General features: G+C 63.3%; 17 protein-coding genes and 1 pseudogene. 11 read left to right on the top strand and 7 right to left on the bottom strand.

Features of this window, described 5'->3' with window-relative positions; all coding sequences use genetic code 11:
* Window positions 1–340 precede the first annotated feature (340 nt).
* Together kynU and ACFX5Q_RS07885 are read left to right on the top strand one after the other, a co-directional pair.
* A complete protein-coding gene (kynU, locus tag ACFX5Q_RS07890) occupies window positions 341–1,588 on the top strand; it encodes a kynureninase (RefSeq protein ID WP_404276769.1) in 1,248 nt (415 codons plus the stop codon).
* Between the two features lie 29 nt (window positions 1,589–1,617).
* A complete protein-coding gene (locus ACFX5Q_RS07885) occupies window positions 1,618–2,448 on the top strand; it encodes an alpha/beta hydrolase (protein ID WP_404276767.1) in 831 nt (276 codons plus the stop codon).
* A gap of 8 nt (window positions 2,449–2,456) precedes the next feature.
* Here the strand turns inward: ACFX5Q_RS07885 and glp are convergent, their stop codons facing one another.
* From glp to ACFX5Q_RS07860, 5 genes are read right to left on the bottom strand one after another with little or no spacing between them, the layout of a single operon-like run.
* Window positions 2,457–3,662, bottom strand: a complete 1,206-nt coding sequence (glp, locus tag ACFX5Q_RS07880; RefSeq protein WP_404276765.1) for a gephyrin-like molybdotransferase Glp — start codon at window positions 3,660–3,662, stop codon at window positions 2,457–2,459.
* A complete protein-coding gene (moaC, locus tag ACFX5Q_RS07875; RefSeq protein ID WP_404276763.1) occupies window positions 3,663–4,157 on the bottom strand; it encodes a cyclic pyranopterin monophosphate synthase MoaC in 495 nt (164 codons plus the stop codon). It abuts the gene before it with no gap.
* Between the two features lie 2 nt (window positions 4,158–4,159).
* Window positions 4,160–4,972 (bottom strand): indole-3-glycerol phosphate synthase TrpC, encoded by an 813-nt coding sequence (trpC, locus tag ACFX5Q_RS07870; protein ID WP_404276761.1) that lies wholly within the window; start codon window positions 4,970–4,972, stop codon window positions 4,160–4,162.
* 4 nt (window positions 4,973–4,976) lie between these two features.
* Window positions 4,977–5,987 carry an anthranilate phosphoribosyltransferase gene (trpD, locus tag ACFX5Q_RS07865; protein WP_404276759.1) on the bottom strand — a complete coding sequence of 337 codons (1,011 nt, stop codon included), beginning with the start codon at window positions 5,985–5,987 and terminating at the stop codon, window positions 4,977–4,979.
* Window positions 5,984–7,876 carry a SurA N-terminal domain-containing protein gene (locus ACFX5Q_RS07860; protein WP_404276757.1) on the bottom strand — a complete coding sequence of 631 codons (1,893 nt, stop codon included), beginning with the start codon at window positions 7,874–7,876 and terminating at the stop codon, window positions 5,984–5,986. Before ACFX5Q_RS07860 ends, trpD begins: the two co-directional genes overlap by 4 nt.
* A 145-nt stretch (window positions 7,877–8,021) precedes the next feature.
* On the opposite strand from ACFX5Q_RS07860, the gene tpiA reads away from it, so the two are divergent.
* The 7 genes and pseudogenes from tpiA to ACFX5Q_RS07825 form a co-directional block, all read left to right on the top strand.
* Window positions 8,022–8,789, top strand: a complete 768-nt coding sequence (gene tpiA / locus ACFX5Q_RS07855) for a triose-phosphate isomerase (protein WP_404276756.1) — start codon at window positions 8,022–8,024, stop codon at window positions 8,787–8,789.
* A gap of 168 nt (window positions 8,790–8,957) precedes the next feature.
* Window positions 8,958–9,452, top strand: coding sequence for a preprotein translocase subunit SecG (gene secG / locus ACFX5Q_RS07850; protein ID WP_404276754.1), 495 nt, complete (start codon window positions 8,958–8,960; stop codon window positions 9,450–9,452).
* Window positions 9,453–9,747: 295 nt separating this feature from the next.
* A complete protein-coding gene (locus tag ACFX5Q_RS07845; RefSeq protein WP_404277125.1) occupies window positions 9,748–10,863 on the top strand; it encodes a L,D-transpeptidase in 1,116 nt (371 codons plus the stop codon).
* A 175-nt stretch (window positions 10,864–11,038) separates the two neighbouring features.
* Window positions 11,039–12,676, top strand: coding sequence for a CTP synthase (locus ACFX5Q_RS07840; protein ID WP_081482256.1), 1,638 nt, complete (start codon window positions 11,039–11,041; stop codon window positions 12,674–12,676).
* 19 nt (window positions 12,677–12,695) lie between these two features.
* Window positions 12,696–13,241 carry a DUF1697 domain-containing protein gene (locus ACFX5Q_RS07835; protein WP_404276752.1) on the top strand — a complete coding sequence of 182 codons (546 nt, stop codon included), beginning with the start codon at window positions 12,696–12,698 and terminating at the stop codon, window positions 13,239–13,241.
* 126 nt (window positions 13,242–13,367) lie between these two features.
* Window positions 13,368–13,670, top strand: a complete 303-nt coding sequence (locus ACFX5Q_RS07830) for a DUF982 domain-containing protein (RefSeq protein ID WP_192178741.1) — start codon at window positions 13,368–13,370, stop codon at window positions 13,668–13,670.
* Window positions 13,671–13,829: 159 nt separating this feature from the next.
* Window positions 13,830–14,129 (top strand): annotated as a pseudogene (locus ACFX5Q_RS07825) (zinc-binding dehydrogenase); the annotation flags it as partial.
* Between the two features lie 638 nt (window positions 14,130–14,767).
* On the opposite strand, the gene ACFX5Q_RS07820 reads toward ACFX5Q_RS07825, so the two are convergent.
* A complete protein-coding gene (locus ACFX5Q_RS07820; protein WP_404276750.1) occupies window positions 14,768–15,001 on the bottom strand; it encodes a GcrA family cell cycle regulator in 234 nt (77 codons plus the stop codon).
* A 324-nt stretch (window positions 15,002–15,325) separates the two neighbouring features.
* Between ACFX5Q_RS07820 and ACFX5Q_RS07815 the strand changes: the two genes are divergently transcribed.
* Window positions 15,326–15,871: a DUF3631 domain-containing protein gene (locus tag ACFX5Q_RS07815; RefSeq protein ID WP_404276748.1), complete on the top strand. Its 546-nt coding sequence runs from the start codon at window positions 15,326–15,328 to the stop codon at window positions 15,869–15,871.
* A 1,202-nt stretch (window positions 15,872–17,073) separates the two neighbouring features.
* Here the strand turns inward: ACFX5Q_RS07815 and ACFX5Q_RS07810 are convergent.
* On the bottom strand, window positions 17,074–17,610 hold the full coding sequence (locus tag ACFX5Q_RS07810; protein ID WP_404276746.1) for a hypothetical protein: 537 nt from the start codon (window positions 17,608–17,610) through the stop codon (window positions 17,074–17,076).
* A 115-nt stretch (window positions 17,611–17,725) separates the two neighbouring features.
* Here ACFX5Q_RS07810 and dusA point away from each other — a divergent pair, with 115 nt between their 5' ends.
* On the top strand, window positions 17,726–18,727 hold the full coding sequence (gene dusA / locus ACFX5Q_RS07805; RefSeq protein ID WP_404276744.1) for a tRNA dihydrouridine(20/20a) synthase DusA: 1,002 nt from the start codon (window positions 17,726–17,728) through the stop codon (window positions 18,725–18,727).
* Window positions 18,728–18,731 lie beyond the last annotated feature (4 nt).

Here is an 18,731-nt window from a genome sequence, read left to right as displayed (position 1 = left end):
GGTCGACAGAGAATGTCAAACTCCCTCAGAGTCCGGCTTCATCGCATTGATTTTGTTTTCATTTATGGCCTCAGCCCGACTTGGAAGGCTCCAGTACCGGCAATCATTTGGCGCAGACATTCCCGGGTCGGGCCGTGTTCGACCATCCAGCCCGCTCGATGCACCGTGAACGAAACGAACTCAAAATGCCAACTTTGAGCAAAGGTCGAGGGTTGTCGTTGGGCCGACAAGTCATCAAGGCAGGTTCTTGCAGTGCGATGGCGAGTGATGAGAGAAAGTACCGATCGGCCTGTGTGTCGTCATTGCGTGCCGGTGTCCTGCGGAGGGGAGCAGACATATCATGACCGCAGTTCCTGATCTTGCGGCCGTCGAGGCGATGGACGCCGCGGATCCACTGCGCTCGCTGCGCGACCGCTTCATCCTGCCCAAAGGGGTGATCTATCTCGACGGCAATTCGCTGGGCGCTGCCTCGCATGCCGCTTTCGACGCGCTGCGCAAGGCGGCGACCGAAGAATGGGCGCAGGACCTCATCCGCGCATGGAACACGGCCGGCTGGTTCGACATGCCGCTCGAACTCGGCGACCAGCTGGGGCGCCTGATCGGCGCAGCGTCCGGCCAAACGGTGGTCTGCGACACCACCTCGATCAACATCTACAAGGTTCTGCACGCCGCAATGGCCATGCGGCCGGATCGGCCCGTCATCGTCGCCGAAGGCGACAGCTTTCCGACCGACCTCTACATGGCTGAAGGCGTGGCCTCGACCCGAAAGAACACCGTTCTCCGCCTCGCTGGCGTCGACGCGCCGACGATCGAGGAGCTGATCGACGAAAATGTCGCCGTGGTGCTGGTCAACCACGTCAACTACAAGTCAGGCGAACTGCGAGACATGACCGCGCTGACGCGCATCGCCCATGACGCGGGGGCGCTGATCGTCTGGGATCTCTGCCACACCGCGGGCGCCATGCCGGTCGAACTGGATAAGGCCAATGCCGACTTCGCGGTCGGCTGCACTTACAAATATCTGAACGGCGGTCCGGGTTCTCCGGCCTTCATCTACGCGGCCGAGCGCCATCATGCCGATGTGCAGCAGCCGCTCAGCGGATGGTGGAGCCACGCACGGCCCTTCGCTTTCGAGCAATCCTACGCAGCCGGCACCGGCATCCGCCGTTTTCTGTGCGGCACACAGCCGGTCCTGTCGATGCGCACGCTGAAGGGCGCACTCGCCATCTGGGACGATGTCGACATGGCGGCCGTGAGAAAGAAGAGCATCGCCCAGGCCGATCTGTTCATCGAACTCGTCGAGGCAAAATGCGGTGCCTACGGTCTCACGCTCGAAAGCACCCGTGACAGCGCCAGGCGCGGCAGCCAGATTTCATTCATGCACGAGCACGGCTACCAGATCATGCGGGCGCTTATCGAACGTGGCGTGATCGGCGATTTCCGGGCGCCGTCGACCATACGCTTTGGCTTCACCCCGCTCTATGTCGGCTACGCCGATGTGTGGCACGCTGTCGAAGTTCTGGCAGACATCCTGCGCAGCGGCGCCTGGAAGGACGCACGTTTCGCTGTCAAGACAGCGGTCACCTGAGCGGCAAGGAGAGCAGGGGGAGGGCATAGGTGCTCGAACATCGTATTTCCGACTGGAACAACGCCTATACGAACGGCGCCAACATCGCTGGCGGCGATCGCTGGCCGGCCGCTTGGGTCGAGCCCGCGCGGGCCTTTCGCGACGCTCTTTCGGCCGAGGGCAGGGCGCGGCTCGACATCGTCTACGGCGATAGACCGCGCAACCGGCTCGATCTTTTCCTGCCGGGCACCTCACCCAACGGGCTCGTTGTGTTCGTGCACGGCGGCTATTGGAAAGCGTTCGACAAGAGTTTCTGGTCGCATCTTGCCGCTGGGCCGATAGGCCACGGTTATGCGGTGGCGATGCCTTCCTACACGCCATGTCCCGAGATACGCATCGCCGGCATCGTCAGGGAGGTCGGCGCGGCGATCGGCAAGGCGGCGGCGCTGGTCGACGGGCCGCTGATGCTGATCGGACATTCCGCCGGCGGCCATCTCGCCAGCCGGATGGCGAGCGCAACCACGCCTCTGTCGCCCGGAGTGACGGGGCGCATACGCCATGTCGTGTCGATCTCGGGTGTGCACGACCTGCGCCCGCTCATGCGCACCGCCATGAACGAGACGCTGGCGATCGACGATGCCGAAGCGCTGACCGAAAGCCCGGCCCTTCTGCGCCCGATGGACAATGCACGCCTGACCTGCTGGGTCGGCGGTGGCGAGCGCGCCGAGTTCCTGCGTCAGAGCGCTCTGCTGGCCAACATCTGGACCGGCCTCGGCGCTGCGACCAGCTCGGTGGTCGAGCCGGACCGGCACCATTTCAGCATCATCGACGGTCTTGCAGACCCGGAGCATCCGCTGACCCGGACGCTGATCGCGGAATAGGAACGGGTTCAGCGCAGCATCAGCACGCTGCAGGTGGCACCCGCTGCAGCGGCAGGCGCAAACGGCTCGCGCACGATCAGCCCGTTGGCGTCGGCGAGCATTCTCAGCATCGAGGAATCCTGGATGCCGAAGGGCGTCGCCACCAGCGCGCCGGCCTCTTCCCGAACCACCGCGCGCACATAGTCTTGCCTGAGATCGTTGGCCGGCATCGCGGTCCCGAGGCGGGCCGCGCGTATGTCCTGCTGGAAGCGGCGGCCGCCGAGCCGCGCCAGAAGCGGCTTCAGGAACAGTTGCGAGCAGACGAGGCTGGCGACTGGATTGCCGGGCAAGCCGATGCAGCATATCTCCCCGAGCCGGCCGAACATCAGCGGCTTGCCCGGGCGCATGGCGATCTTCCAGAAGTCGAGCGTCATGCCTTCGCCGGTCAGCACGTCGTGGATCAGGTCGTGGTCGCCGACCGAGGCGCCGCCGAGCGTAACGATGACATCGGCGCCGTGCTCGACCGCCTGCCGCACCAGCGCGGCAATTGCCTCCTTGCGATCGGCGGCAATGCCGAGGTCGAGCGCGCGCGCCCCTACAGACTGCGCGGCGGCGGCGACACCATAGGCATTGGACGAGATGATCTGGTCTGGGCCGAGCGCGCTGCCCGGCGGCAGGAGTTCGTCGCCGGTGGCGATGATGGCGACAAGCGGCCTTTTGACCACGGTCACTTCTGGATGGTTGGCAGAGGCCGCCAGGGAGAGTGCCGCCGGATCGAGCAGGCGCCCCTTTTCGAGCAGCACGTCGCCCCTGGTGAAGTCGAGACCGACGCGGCGGATGTTGCGTCCTTCGGCTGTCGATTCCGTCACCTCGATGGCGCCACCACCGAGATCCCTGACATTCTCCTGGATGACGATGGTGTCGGCGCCTTCGGGCAGTGGCGCGCCGGTGAAAATACGCACCGCATGACCCTTGTGGACAGCACCGTCGAAGCCGCGCCCGGCCGGCGCCATGCCGATCACCGAAAGCCGCGCCGGGACTGAGGCGATATCGGCTGCCCGAACGGCGTAGCCGTCCATGGCGGAGGCGTTGAACGGCGGCTGGGTGCGCAGCGCCACGACGGGTTCGGCGAGCACCCGGCCGGCGGCATCGATGAGCGCGACGCTTTCGCTGCCTGTCGGGGCAGCGCCATCCAGCAGGCGTTCAAGCGCCTCGGCGACCGGAACCAGCGCCATCTAGGCGCCTGCCTTGTGGTCGGATCTGTAGTCGCCGGATTTGCCGCCGGTCTTTTCGACCAGCCTGATGCCGGAGATCACCATGGCGCGATCGACCGCCTTGGCCATGTCGTAGATGGTCAGGCACGCGACCGAGGCCGCTGTCAGCGCCTCCATCTCGACGCCGGTCTTGCCGGTGACGCGGGCCAGCGCAGTGACCTTCAGGCCCGGCAGCGAATGGTCCGGCTCGATGTCGACGGAAACTTTGGTCAGCAGCAGCGGATGGCAGAGCGGGATCAATTCATGCGTCTTCTTCGCCGCCATGATGCCGGCGATGCGTGCCGTGCCCAGCACGTCACCCTTCTTGGCATCCCCGGCCAGGATCATTGCTAGCGTTTCGGGAAGCATCGAGACAAAGCCTTCGGCAATTGCCGTGCGGGTCGTCTCGGCCTTGTCGCCGACATCGACCATGTTGGCCTCGCCCTTGGCGCCGAGATGGGTGAGGGCGGCTGCCATCGTCAGATGGCCTCGGCCGGCGCCTTGCCAGTCAGAAGCAGGGACGTGGCAGCCGCCACGTCCTGCTGGCGCATCAGACTCTCGCCGACGAGGAAGGTGCCGATGCCGCTTGTCTCCAGCCTGCGGCAGTCCTCATGCGTGAAGATACCGCTCTCGCTGACCAGCAGCCGGTCTGCCGGCACCATCGCCGCCAGCCGCTCCGAAACAGTCAGGCTGGTCTCGAACGTCCTGAGGTCGCGGTTGTTGATGCCGATCAGCCGCGACGACAATTTCAGCGCGCTCTCCATCTCGGCCTCGTCATGCACCTCGACCAGCGCGTCCATGCCGAGTGCGAATGCCGTGGCTTCGAGTTCGCTCGCCATGGCGTCATCGACACTGGCCATGATGATCAGGATGGCGTCGGCGCCCCAGGCGCGCGCTTCGAACACCTGATAGGGATCGAACAGGAAATCCTTGCGCAGCGCGGGCAAGGCGACGGCGCCACGTGCCGCGGTGAGGAATTCGGGTGCGCCCTGGAAAGAGGGAGCATCGGTCAGCACGGAAAGGCAGGCAGCGCCGCCCTTCGCATAGGCCTTTGCAAGCGCCGGTGGGTCGAAATCGGCGCGGATCAGGCCTTTGGACGGGCTCGCCTTCTTGATCTCGGCGATCAGCCCGAAGCCGCCGGCTTTGCGCTTCGCTTCGAGCGCAGCGAGAAAACCGCGCGGCGCGTCTGCATCCTTCGCCCGTGCCTCGATCACGGCAAGCGGGACTCGCAACTTCGCCGCGGCGATCTCGTCGCGTTTGTAGGTCTCGATCTTGCGCAGGATGTCGGACAAGGGCCTATCCGTTCGAAATTGCTACCAGCCTGTCGAGCACCTGGAGTGCCCGGCCGCTGTCGATGGCTTGCGCCGCGCTCGCCATGCCGTCGGCAAGCGTCGTCGCCTTGCCCGCCACCACCAGCCCAGCGCCGGCATTCATCAGCACCGTATCGCGATAGGCGCCGGCGGCACCGCCCAGCATGTCGCGCATGGCCTTGGCGTTGTAGGCCGCGTCGCCGCCGCGCAGCTCGTCCTTGCTGTGGCGCTTCAGCCCGACCGCTTCCGGGGTCAGCGTGAAGCTGCGGATCTCGCCACCGACGAGTTCCGCCACCTGCGTCTCCCCGGTGGTGGTGATCTCGTCATAGCCGTCGCCATGGACGACCCAGGCATGGTCGGTGCCCAGCGCCTTCAATGTCTCTGCGACCGGCATGATCCATTCCGGCAGGAACACGCCGACCATCTGCCTGAGGACGCCGGCCGGATTGGACAGCGGTCCGAGCAGGTTGAAGATGGTGCGGGTGCCGAGTTCGCCGCGGATCGGACCGACATGCTTCATCGCCGGATGATGCGCCGGCGCGAACATGAAGCCGACGCCGGTCTCGTGGATGCAGTGGCCGATGATTTCCGGCGGGATGTCGATCTTGACGCCGAGCGCGATCAGGACATCGGCGGCACCCGTCAGCGAGGACAGGCCGCGATTGCCGTGCTTGGCGACCGGCACGCCGCTGCCGGCGATGACGAAGGCCGATCCGGTCGAGATGTTGACCGAGTGTGAATTGTCGCCCCCGGTGCCGACGATGTCGATGGCGCCCTGCGGAGCATCGACGCGCAGCATCTTGGCGCGCATGGTGGCGACGGCGCCGGAGATCTCGCTCACCGCTTCGCCGCGCACGCGCAACGCCATCAGGAAGCCGCCGATCTGGCCGGGCGTCGCATCGCCCGACATGATGATGTCGAAGGCTTCGCGCGCCTCGTCGAAGGAAAGCGGCGTCCCGCCCGCGACCTTGGCGATATGGGTCTTCAGCGCGCTCATCTGGCCTGCGCCTGGGCAACGGCGGTCTGGTCGATGCGGACGTCGTACTGCGTCTGCAACTGCGCCACCAACTGGTCTAGCAGATCGTCCGACATGCCGGCGGTGAAGGATTTCTGCGCATCGTCCGGCACCGAGCTGGCATCGGCGCCGGCCGGTTCGAACACTTCGGCGACCTTGAACAGTATCTGTCCTTCGCCGGTGGGCGAGGGGATCAGCCCGGTTCCGCCTTCGCCGACACCGAACATCGCCGCCGCACCCTCCTTGCCGAAATCGACGTCGTCCGCCTCGCGCTTGACGCCGCGCTTGGTCTGCTTCTCGAGCTTGAGTTCGCCGGCGATGACATCGAGCGTGGTGCCCGCCTTGAGCCGCTTCTCCAGTTCGTTGGCCTTGGCGGTGAGCCGCTTCGTCGTCTCGTCAGCCGTCCAGTCGGCCACCACCTTCTGGCGGACCTCGTCCAGCGTGCGATCGCGCGCAGGCGTGACCGATCCGACCTCGTAGAAGACGAAGCCGTTGTCGGCGGTGGTCAGGCCCTCATTCTCGGCGCCGGGTTCGGCGGCGAACACCGACTTGATCAGCTCGGCCGATTCCGGCAGATCCTTGACGATCGTGTCGTCAGGCCGCTGGCCGGTGCGGTCGATCGCATCGATGGTGACGACCTTGAGCTTCAGCTTGGCGGCTGCATCGGCGAGCGAACTGCCCGAGGCGCGCGTGTCTTCGTAGTTGTCGTGCACATCCAGAAGGATGCGGCTTGCCTCGCCCAGCGCCAGGTCCTTGCGAATCTGCTCGGAGACTTCGGCGAGCGGCTTCACCACTTCCGGCTTGATATCGGTGACGCGCAAAAGCACCGGTCCGAAGGCGCCCTGGACGACCGGACTGACTTCATTGGCGGCAAGCTTGAAAGCCGCGTCGGCCACAGCCTTGTCGGCGATCTTGTCCTTGGCCAGCGTGCCGAGCAGCGTGTCGGCCTGCGTCTTGCCCTCGGCGGTGACGATCTTGTCGAAGGTTGCACCGGTCTTCAGCGAGTCTAGCGCTGCCTTGGCCGCATCGGGCGACTGGAACACAAGCTGTTCGATGGTGCGCATTTCAGGCGTGGTGTAGCGCGACTTGTTCTTGTTGTAATCGTCGCTGATCTGCTGCTCGGTCACGGCGCTGAGATCCATAATGTCTTGCGGCTCGAGCCTGACATAGGAGAATTTGCGGTATTCCGGCGCCGCATAGGCCTTCTTGTTGGCATCGAAATAGGTCGAGAGCACGCTGTCGGACGGCGCCTCGATCGGCTCGACCAACTTTTTAGGCAAGGTCAGGTAGTCGACCGTGCGGTCTTCGCCGCGATAGAGCGCCACCGCCTTGAGGAAAGTTTGCGGCGCCTTGAGGCCGTCCGAAACCGCCTCGACGATCTGCTGGCGCACCGCCACCTGGGCACGATTCTTCAGATAGTCCTCGGGCCGCATGCCGACCTCGCGCAGCAGATACTCGAACGTTCTGCGGTCGAACTGGCCGCCCGGGCCCTTGAAGGCCGGGTCTTCGCGCGTGAGTTCGGCGAGCCGGTCCTTGGAAAGGCCAAGCCCGAGCTTGCGGGCCTGCTCGTCGAGGACGGCGCCCGAAACGAGCTGGGCCAGCACCTGATTGTCAATGCCGAGCGCCTTTGCTTGCTCGTGCGTGATGCGCTGACCGAATTGCTGCGACATGACGCTGACCTGACGATCATAGGCGAGGCGATATTCGTTGATCGAAACGGTCGTGCCACCGGCGGTGATCACCGAATGATGGCCACCCAAGGTACCAGACAAGCGCCCGGAAATACCCCAGACTGCAAAGCTGAGCACCAGCAATGACAGCAGCGCCTTCGCGACCCAGGTGCCCGCCGCGTTTCTCAAGATACCAAGCATGCATACTTCCGATTTATGCGCATTTCGCGTGCGCCCGAGTCTGAAACAAGCGCAATAGCGCCCTTCCGGTCCACTGTCGATTGCTTTGTGGCCTGATTTTGGTAGTGAGGGCGGGAGCCCAATGTCGCCCGGAGAAACAAAGCCCATGACGCCTGGAATCCGCCCGCTCGTCGCCGGTAACTGGAAAATGAACGGCACCAGCGCCTCGCTGAACGAGCTGAGGACGATTGGCAACGGCTTCATGAGCGGGCTCGACACCGAGACGGAAGCGGTTGTCTGCGTGCCCGCGACCTTGCTTGCGCATGCCGCCGAAATCCTGTCGCGCACCCCGGTGCGGGTCGGCGGCGAGGATTGCCACCCCAAGGAGAGCGGCGCCTATACCGGGCGGATTTCGGCGGAGATGTTGAAGGACGCCGGCGCCAGCCATGTCATTGTCGGTCATTCCGAATGCCGCTCCGACCTCGCCGAAGACGATGCCCTGGTCCAAGCCAAGGCTTCCGCGGCCTGGCGCGCCGGCTTGGTGGCGATCATCTGCATCGGTGAGACAAGCGCCGAACGCGAGGCCGGCACGACGCTGGAAGTCCTGTCGCGCCAGGTCGCCGGCTCGGTGCCGCCGAGTGCCACCGCAGCCAACACCATCATCGCCTACGAGCCGGTCTGGGCGATCGGTACCGGCCTGACGCCGACCGCCGCCGATGTCGCCGAGGCCCACGCCCATATCCGCGCAAAGCTGGTGGAACTGCTCGGCGATGGCGCGGCACGGATGCGTATTCTCTATGGCGGCTCGGTCAAGCCCTCCAACGCTGCTGAGCTGCTCGGCATCGACAATGTCGACGGCGCGCTGGTCGGCGGCGCCAGCCTGAAGGCGGCGGACTTTCTCGGCATCGCCGAGGCTTATTTGAACATCGCGTAACCAGGCGGCTCATTGCCGGCCTGGGCGCGGTGGCGAAATCGTTGCAAAGACTGCAATGCTTCCCATATTCCGGCCACGGGCTTGGAAATGCCGTTAAAGCATTGTAAGGAGCCGCCTCCAAATCACCGGTCGTCTTCGCGGCCGCGCAAGGCCTTGCCAGGATAAATTATGGAAACCGTACTGATCGTCATCCACCTTATGGTCGTGCTCGCGCTTGTCGGCGTGGTGCTGCTGCAGCGCTCCGAAGGCGGCGGTCTCGGCATCGGCGGCGGTTCCGGTTTCATGACCGCGCGCGGCGCCGCCAATGCGCTGACGCGGGCGACGGCCATCCTGGCGGCCGCCTTCTTCGTCACCTCGCTGACATTGTCGATCCTTGCCCGCTATGGCGAAAAGCCGATCGACATCCTCGACCGCGCTCCGGCATCCTCCGACAATGCGGGCAAGGGCGTGCTCAACCAGTTGCCGGGCACCACGGCGCCTGCAGGCACCACGGCGCCGGCGGCTCCCGCCGGCAGCACGGCGCCGACGCCGCCCTCCGGCAACGATGCCGCCACGACGCCTCCCGCGGCCGCTCCGGCCACGCCGGCGCCCGCGACTCCGGCCACCCCACCCGCAGCCAATGGCGTCACCTTGCCGGTCACTCCGCAGGTTCCGAACCAGTAGTCGGCAGAGCATGATCCCGAAAAGTGGAATCATGCTCAAAACAAAAAGATAGAAGATAGAGCCCATCCCGATTCTATCGGCATGGAACAGGCCTCTTGATGCCGCGATCTGTTGTCGTTTGAACACAGTCGCGGCAAATGCCGCACGATCACGAAGATTCAACCGAGCGTAGCTCCATGGCGCGCTTGAGGCGTCCGTGGCTAATCGATTATAGATTGCGCGCGGCACTTTCGGCGTCCTTGGGGGGCGCCGGGCGACGCCGTGGCAACAAGCATTGAACGATCGGATCTTCGCCATGCAGCTTCGCAGCTTCATTTTCCTGGGGTTTTGCGCCGTACTCGGCATGGGTTCGGCCGCCTTCGCCGGCACTCCGGCAATGGTTTCACAGCAATCGGTTGGAAAGACCGATGTCATCAATGTCGCCGCCGCCAAAAGCGATGCGGCGCAGTTGAAGCTTCTCAAGAAGAAGAAAAATCCGAGCGCCGACGATCTGGCCCAGATCGGCAAGCTCGAAGCCAAGATCGCAGCCGACAAGGAAGCCGCTCGCGCCAAGGCGCTCGAAGCCAGGAAACTGGCGATGCGCGAGGCGGCCAAGGCCAAGGCCGACGCGGAACGCCAGGCATTCCTGGCCAAGAAGGACCAGGCGGCGGAAACCAAGGCGGCGGACGCCAAGCCGGGCAAGAAGACCGTCAAGATCATCGAGCCGGTTCAGCCGATCGCGCCGATCCAGTCCGCCGAAACGCTCCCCGCCGAGGCCATGAACGTGGCGCTGACCGGCAACAATGGCGAATTGCGCAGCGAAGCGCCCGGCCAGAAGCCGCGCAACGTCGGGCTCTTCGCCGGCCTGTTCGGCGGCACCTCGTCCTCGTCGATGTCGCTGCTGCCGGAGACGCGGGCGCTCGATCAGGTGCTCGCCAAGAAGGAAGCCAAGAAGCAGTTCAAGGTGAAGCCGGAATTCGTGCCGCAGGAAGTGGAATTCACCGGCTACGATGCGGGCACCATCGTCATCGACACCAGCGCCCGCCGCCTCTATCTCGTCGAATCGGCATTCACCGCGCGCCGCTATGCGATAGCGGTCGGCCGCGAAGGCCTGCAGTTCAAGGGCACGGTTGCGGTCGGCGACAAGCAGGAATGGCCGCGCTGGATCCCGACGCTCGACATGCAGAAGCGCGAGCCCAAGCACTATGGCCAGTACAAGGACGGCATGCCCGGCGGCGGCGAGAACCCGCTCGGCGCGCGCGCCATCTACCTCTATGACGGCAAGAAGGACACGCACCTGCGCATCCACGGCACCATCGCGCCGCAGTCGATCGGAACCAGCGCCTCCAATGGCTGCTTCCGCATGATCAACGAGCACGTCATGGACCTCTACAGCCGGGTCAGGGTCGGCACCAAGGTCGTTATTATCTAACGACCAAGGTCGTCATCATCTGACGGTTTGATCAAGAATGCCGAAGGGGCCGGCTCAGCCGGCCCTTTTGTTTTGATCGGAACACTATTTGGCCCCTCGGGGCTTCGCGCCTTCTTGGGAAAAAGCCTGCGCGGCGGTTTTTTCTCTGGCGGAATCAATCCGGCCGCGTTAAGCGATGACTCCCATGGCGCGATATGTATTCATCACTGGCGGCGTGGTTTCCTCACTCGGAAAAGGCATCGCTGCAGCGGCCCTTGGGGCTCTCTTGCAGGCGCGAGGCTATCGCGCGCGCATCAAAAAGCTCGATCCCTACCTCAACGTCGACCCCGGCACGATGTCGCCGTACCAGCATGGCGAGGTCTTCGTCACCGACGACGGCGCCGAGACCGATCTCGATCTCGGCCATTACGAGCGTTTCACCGGCCGCTCGGCCAACCAGCAGGACAACATCACCACCGGCCGCATCTACAAGAACATCATCGAGCGCGAGCGGCGCGGCGACTATCTCGGCGCCACCGTGCAGGTCATTCCGCACGTCACCGACGAGATCAAGCATTTTGTCCTCGACGGCAATGACGACTACGACTTCGTGCTGTGCGAGATCGGCGGCACCGTCGGCGACATCGAGGCGATGCCGTTCCTGGAGGCAATCCGCCAGCTCGGCAACGACCTGCCGCGCAACAATGCCGTCTACGTGCACCTGACCTTGATGCCCTACATCCCGACGGCCGGCGAGCTGAAGACCAAGCCGACGCAGCATTCGGTCAAGGAACTGCGCGGCATCGGCATCGCGCCCGACATCCTTCTGGTCCGCGCCGACCGGCCGATCCCCAAGGAAGAGCGCCGCAAACTGTCGCTGTTCTGCAATGTGCGCGAGAGCGCCGTCATCCAGGCGCTCGACGTGCCGCACATCTACGACGTGCCGATGGCCTACCACAAGGAAGGCCTGGATTCGGAAGTGCTCGCCGCCTTCGGCATCGATCCGGCGCCGAAGCCGCGCATGGAGCCCTGGCAGAAGGTGTCCGACCGCATCCACAATCCGGAAGGCGAGGTGACCATCGCCATCGTCGGTAAGTACACCGGCCTCAAGGACGCCTATAAATCGCTGATCGAGGCGCTCTCGCATGGCGGCCTCGCCAACCGCGTCAAGGTCAAGCTCGACTGGATCGAGAGCGAGATCTTCGAAAAGGAAGACCCGACGCCGTGGCTGGAAAAGGTGCATGGCATCCTTGTCCCCGGCGGCTTCGGCGAGCGCGGTTCGGAAGGCAAGATCCTGGCCGCGAAATTCGCGCGCGAGCGCAAGGTGCCGTATTTCGGCATCTGCTTCGGCATGCAGATGGCCTGCATCGAGGCGGCGCGCTCGCTGGCCGGCGTCGAGCATGCCTCATCAACCGAATTCGGCCCGACCCAGGAACCGGTTGTCGGCCTGATGACCGAGTGGCTGAAGGGCAACATGCTGGAGAAGCGCAAGGAGACTGGCGACCTCGGCGGCACCATGCGGCTCGGCGCCTATCAGGCCGAGCTCACCAAGGGCTCGAAGATCGCCGAGATCTACGGCGACACCCAGATTTCCGAACGCCACCGCCATCGCTACGAGGTCAATGTCGACTACAAGGAGCGGCTGGAGGATTGCGGCCTGGTGTTTGCCGGCATGTCGCCCGACGGCGTGCTGCCGGAGACGGTCGAATATCCCGATCATCCCTGGTTCATCGGCGTGCAGTACCATCCAGAACTGAAAAGCCGGCCGCTAGACCCGCACCCGCTGTTCGCCAGCTTCATCGAGGCGGCGATGGAGCAGTCGCGGCTGGTTTGAGCCGGCTGCGCGGCTTGTCATGCAGACCTACGTCGCGCTGCTCTACAGCATCATCCTGGGCGAGGGGCGGCGCGTGATCATGGCCGATCTCAAGGCGATGGCGGAAGGCCTGGGGCTGAAGAACCCGCGTACGCTGGTGGCGACCGGCAATCTGGTGTTCGAGACGAAAGCGACGGACATTGCCGGGCTGGAGCAGCGGCTGGAGACCGCGTTCGAAAAGACCTTCGGCCGCCATGTCGACATCATCGTGCGCCGCGCGGATGACTGGCTGGCGCTTGCCGCCGGCAATCCGTTTCCGATAGAATCGGCCGCCACCGCGGACCAGGTGGCGGTGCGCGTGATGCGCAAGCCTGTTCCTGCGGAGGCTGCAGAAACGCTGCAGGCGTATGTCGGCGACGACGAAAAAATGCAGGCGGTCGGCGGCGACATCTGGATCGTCTTTTCGCGCGCGACACCAAGTTCGCGGCTAATTGCGGCGACCAGCCACACGCGCTTGGGTATCGGCACCTCGCGCAACTGGAACACGGTGCGCAGACTGGCCGAGATGGTTGGTGGACAACCCTGACCTTCTCCCTTCCCGCTTCTTGCGCGAAGTTTTTTATGCGCAGCCCACTTTTTTCTGGAACCAAATGCCCATCCAGGAGTTTAATGGGGTTCGATCGAGCGGAGGCGATCGGCCGGGAGGTTAAATATGGATCGCTTGCATTTCTTCACGCCTGTGCGCATTGCGCCCGGGCAGGGATACCCAGTGCAGGAAGTCGATAGCGTTGCCGAAGCCATGGTGTTCTTGCGTAAGTGGCCGACAGGACGGCGTGGACCGGTTTATCAGTGTGCCCTGAATTGCTGCGCCGCGGCACTGTCTGGCAATATGTCGGCCGAGGAGGCGCGGAAGGCTTTCACCGGATTTGCCCGCATCACCCGTCTGCTAGACGACGACATGGCACTGCCGATCGGCGGCGAAAGCATGGAAAACGTCTACGCGTTGAGGCGCTAGGCCGGCTCCAGTCGTTAGGTAATCTGAAGTCTGCGCACGGATGGTGCGCAGACGGTCGTTTTTTGACGGCACTTCACAGCAATTAGCTTCCCGCCACCCGCCAATTGAAAAAATTCAGGAATAGACTAGATGGTGCGGCTCGCCGGGCCGAACTGATCGTTGCTGCACGGTGCGGCCGGCGCAGTCGGGTCGATGGTGACGCAACTCGCACGAGAGGCCGGCGCCTACGTCATTGACACCGGACGCTCTGCCGACCGTCAGAAGGCGCTCGACTTCGGCGCGAACGAGTTCGTCGACCTCGATAACGACGCCCTGGAAGACGTCGGCGGCGTCGATCTGGTGTTCGATGTCATCGGCGGCGACATACAGAAGCGATCCGCGGGCCTGATTCGAGCCGGAGGAACACTGGTGACCGTCGTCGGCCGCCCGACGCAATGCGAATCTCATGATGCGGAAACCGCTTGGATCGCGCTGGTAGCCCGCGGCACCCGCCCCCCGGCTTTGTCGGCGGTGGGGGTAGGGGTGGCTTTTTTGGGCCCTGCAAGACATGCGTTTTACGTGCTGGGCAGACTTCCGTCAGGGTTGGCGTCGCGATGGAAACAAGCTCGAAACAGACTTGGCGAGCCGGTGGCGATGGTCGGTTACGAGATTGAGCTATGCCTATACCATCGGGGCTTCGGCCTCACATCAAAGGCGGTTGAGGCGTAAGTCGCTGCCGTCCTAAGTTCATATGAGAGGATCAATTATGCGATCCGCAACGGTTCTGTCATCGTCACTCGCGCCGGCTCTATGGGCGGCTCTTCTTTTGCTCGTCGTCTCGGGGCTTCATACCGCAGCCCGATCCGATCCGGTGTTTTGTTCCAGCGATTCATCGATCCAAACGACATCGAAACAGACGAGGGGGACCGCCACAGCATGTCCGTTCGTGCTCGCGGGATCATCAAGCAATGGATCGGGGTGATGGACGAACTCACAGCGCCAGCCAGGAGGGTTCAGCCCGCGAAAGGACGAGATGCAAACGGCCGAAGTCGACTGTCAGCGTCGGAGCACATCGCGCCGAGCCCCAGAGAGAGGGCAGGGAGGCCGCCCCCACTTGACTACGCGGCGCGCCGTTGAGCGAGGTGGACACCCGAACGGGCTCGACGAGGGTCGACGGCGGTGACGATACTATGGTGGTGATCACAGTAGACGCGATCCGGCGAAGTTGGCCCAGCGCAAAAACGGTAGCCGCCGGGTACTGACCGGTCTTCGCTCACCGGGAAGCGGCACTGATAGAGGCCTAGCTGAATGAGGGGGACATCTCTCGAAGTTGGTCTGATATTTTCAGGCATGATGGTTTCCTAGTTCATAGCCATTGCTCGGCTGACAGCCGCAGTGCGACCCCGTCGGCGCGAGCTTCTCTCGTTTTGGAGGGCTATGGATAACCATATGGTGTTGGTTGCACCGTCAATGAAGCCCGAGGCTCTGCTTCTGAAGCCAATAGTTTGCGACCTAAGGCCACACCTGCGCGGGTAAGAACGCACAGGCAAGTGCCATAGTAGGCCGCCTCCGGCACCCGCCCCCGGGGTTCGTCGGTGGAGGGGTGGGGGGTGAATGGGGCCCTATCAGGAGCGCCCGACCGACACCCTCGCCGCGCGTTACGTTAGACCGGGAGCATGCTTTTCGGCCTCTCGCGGCCGGAACGCGCCCGTGTTGCAGTTGTTGCGCTCTCTAAGGAGAGCACACCCAGCCTAGGCGTTCGACTGCTCTTCAACATCAAGACAGTCTTCAGTGACAACGACGTGTTGGCTACCGAATCCATCTTGCCCCGACTCTGTAACCTTGATGACTCTCCATGGTCTGACATCAGAGGCAAACCTATCGATGACAGGCACTTGCCACAGAAGCTACGTCCCTACGCAACAAGCGCACAGCCGAGGCGGCCGAATGAATCCGCCCAGAAAGTTTTCGTTTCAGAAATTTCTACAGAAAGAGACAGCCCGGGGACGGCGGCCATACTGAGCCAGCCGGTCCGTGGGCGCGTTTGCTTCAGCCAACCTGGCCAGCGCTTCTTCGACTTTTTGAGCCGACGCGTCTGTGCGCTTGATGTGCCGGACAACTTGCCGCCTCAGCTTCGCGAGCATTTCAGCGCGATATACGTCCCCGTATCTCGCAGTTTCAAGGTGGAGGGTCGCAAGCCTCATGGCGACGATTCCAATTAGTGGCAGTAGAATTCGCGAATCCGACTTTCGTTCCGTTGTCCGACCTTTCGCTGTCTGGCTGATCCTACATATTGCTACACGGACGGACCGGCGGTTTCGGCTTGAACGGAAGAGGCTGGCGCCTGAGAGGAACGTCGGCAAGCGACGTTCGGATCGGCTTGACGGCACCAGTTGATTGAGTGGCGGCCACACGCCTGGTGAGCAGCGCCGCCGACATTTGGGCGAGCTTCGATTTTATACCCAAGGACTCCTCCCGAGAGACCTACTCCAGCAGTTCATTTCTACCACAGGTGGCGCTGCGCTCGCATTTAGATTTGCTAATTCAGGAACGATGGCAGTGGCGGGGGTCGATCCTCATGAGTTGCGCTCTGGCTTCGCCCTGGTCGGTCGACATGGGTGAGCGAAACAACCCCGCCGACACCATGCGCGCAATAGCCCCGCGCCTGGAGCGCTCGCGATTGGATGCAAGATGAGGTGATCGAGAACGCACCGGCGAGGGCTGCGACAAGGCCAGGGACTTGCTCCGCAGCAACGGCCGGCGTCTACGACCGGAAGGCTAGTTGACGATCGTCGGGCCGGCATTCCCGATGTTCTGGCGCTGCAGATTTGCAGCATTGGCCCGCTGCTCGGTGGCGGGCATTCTTTATCTTGTGGCAGAAAAGTCACGCAGCTTGAATATGCGGAGCTTCAACCGGCGCGAGCTTATTATCCAGATAAGCGAGGCGTACCGTTGTTCACGGGCAAAGGGACTCTCCTCCCGAACTAGCGCCCGCTGCCTATCCCTGGGTGGCGGGCTTTTTGTTGGGAACATGGCGGGAACAAACTGGCTCGTCCGTGTTGCAGTCATGTTGCACGGACAGCGAGGGACGGGACGGGACAGGCCCAGAAAGTAACGGTTTGAGCGTTACAGGACGTGAAAACCCATGCAACTCGCTTCCGTCACTACCGGGCCAACTAACTGCATGATTTCATTGCGTAAATAGCTGGCTGGGGTTTCTGGAAGCTTTTCGAACTTTCTGGGTCGCGCCTCAGCCGGAATTGCGTGTGATTATGGGACAAATTGGGACATTAGATGCGGTTTTAGAAAAAAAGTTGATGAGGCATCGACTTTCTGACGCGTGCCCTCTTTGGTCGTGAGTCAGCGCGCCGAGCCGGTTAGGAACGAGCGAAGTGCCCTGAACTACGAAGCTTCGCGAGCAAAGTTACGGCCGTGCCGTGGTAGTCAACGCGCGCTTGATGGCCTTTCCCAACGAGGCCAGCCTCTTCAGGGCGATACGCGCCAGATCAACCGGTTCGACCTTGACAGGCAGGTCGTGAACGGCGGCAGCATGAGACAGGATAAGTTTTACCAAGCCGATGTCGATGCCGAGAGTCATCGGTCCGGCACCTTGGGCGGCGCAGTCGCGACCAAAACGAATGAGCCGTTCGCGATCGAGCGCCGCTATGTTGCACTTCCCAGATGTCTTTGGAGCATATCGAGGGCCTGCAGCCTTGGAGCGGCGAGGGGACTTGCCTACATCGCACATGTCGTCGATATGAAGGTCGATGAGTTCGCCGAAAGTTTTCAGGCGCGCTATACGGGACTTGGTCGGAGTTTCACCGCGATCGACTTGGCGCTCGGTTTCGGTTGCCCAGCGCCGTGCGTCGTCTCGGCGCAGGAAGGTCTCGCTGATGTAGCGACCTTTGCGACGGACTTGGACACGCCAGGAACCGGATGAGAGCTTTGTATAGGTGGCCATTTTTTCGTGTGCGCTCCGTGTGCACTGAGAGATCGGAACGTGGCGAAAAGGGTCGTATTCTGGCGTAAATTCGTGTGCACTCGGCAGGTTCTAACGATTTGATGTCAAAGAAAAAATGCTGAAAAATCAAAAGCATAGAGTGGCCATTGCGCCCATGATGGACTGGACGGACCGGCATTGCCGGTTCTTCCACCGTCAGTTGACGCGTCGTGCGCTGCTCTACACCGAGATGGTGGTGGCCGATGCGATCATCCAGGGCGCGCGTGAGCGGCTGCTCGGCTTCGATGAGACGGAGCACCCGGTGGCGCTGCAACTCGGCGGCTCCGATCCCCAGAAGCTGGCCGAGGCGGCGCGCATTGGCGAGGCCTTCGGCTATGACGAGATAAACCTCAATGTCGGCTGCCCGTCGGATCGCGTCCAGTCGGGCACGTTCGGCGCGTGCCTGATGAAGACGCCGGCACTGGTCGCCGATTGCGTCGCCGTGATGAAAGCCGTCGTCAAGATTCCCGTTACCGTCAAATGCCGCATCGGCGTCGACGAGCAAGACCCCGAGCCGGCGCTCGATGCGCTGGCGGACGGCGTTTTGGCGGCCGGCGCCGACGCGCTGTGGGTGCATGCCCGCAAGGCGTGGCTGGAGGGGCTGAGCCCGAAGGAAAACCGCGACATCCCGCCGCTCGACTATGACAGGGTCTATCGGCTCAAGGCCAGAAAACCGAATGAATTCATCGGCATCAATGGTGGCATTCAATCATTGGACGCGGCACGTCTCCATCTCGACCATGTCGACGGCGTCATGCTAGGCCGCGCTGCCTACCACACGCCGGGTATCCTGACCGGAGCCGATGCCATGTTCTACGGCGGCGATGCGTCGGGCGCGTTCGACCATGCGGCGCTGATCGACGCGATGGCGACCTACGCTGCCCGCCATATCGAGAAGGGCGGACGGCTCGGCCATGTCACCCGCCACATGGTCGGCCTGTTTCACGGCCTGCCTGGCGCGCGCCGCTACCGGCAGATCCTGTCGACCGACGCGACGAGGCCGGGCGCTGGACCGGATGTGCTGAAGAAGGCCTTTGCCGCCGTCGATTTCAGCGGTGCTGCCGCGGAAGCAGCCTGACGGG

The organism is Mesorhizobium sp. IMUNJ 23033 (genome assembly GCF_044778005.1).
Lineage (GTDB): Bacteria > Pseudomonadota > Alphaproteobacteria > Rhizobiales > Rhizobiaceae > Mesorhizobium > Mesorhizobium amorphae_A.
The sequence above is the reverse complement of the archived record's forward strand: the minus strand, read 5'-3'. Positions and strand labels throughout refer to the sequence as shown.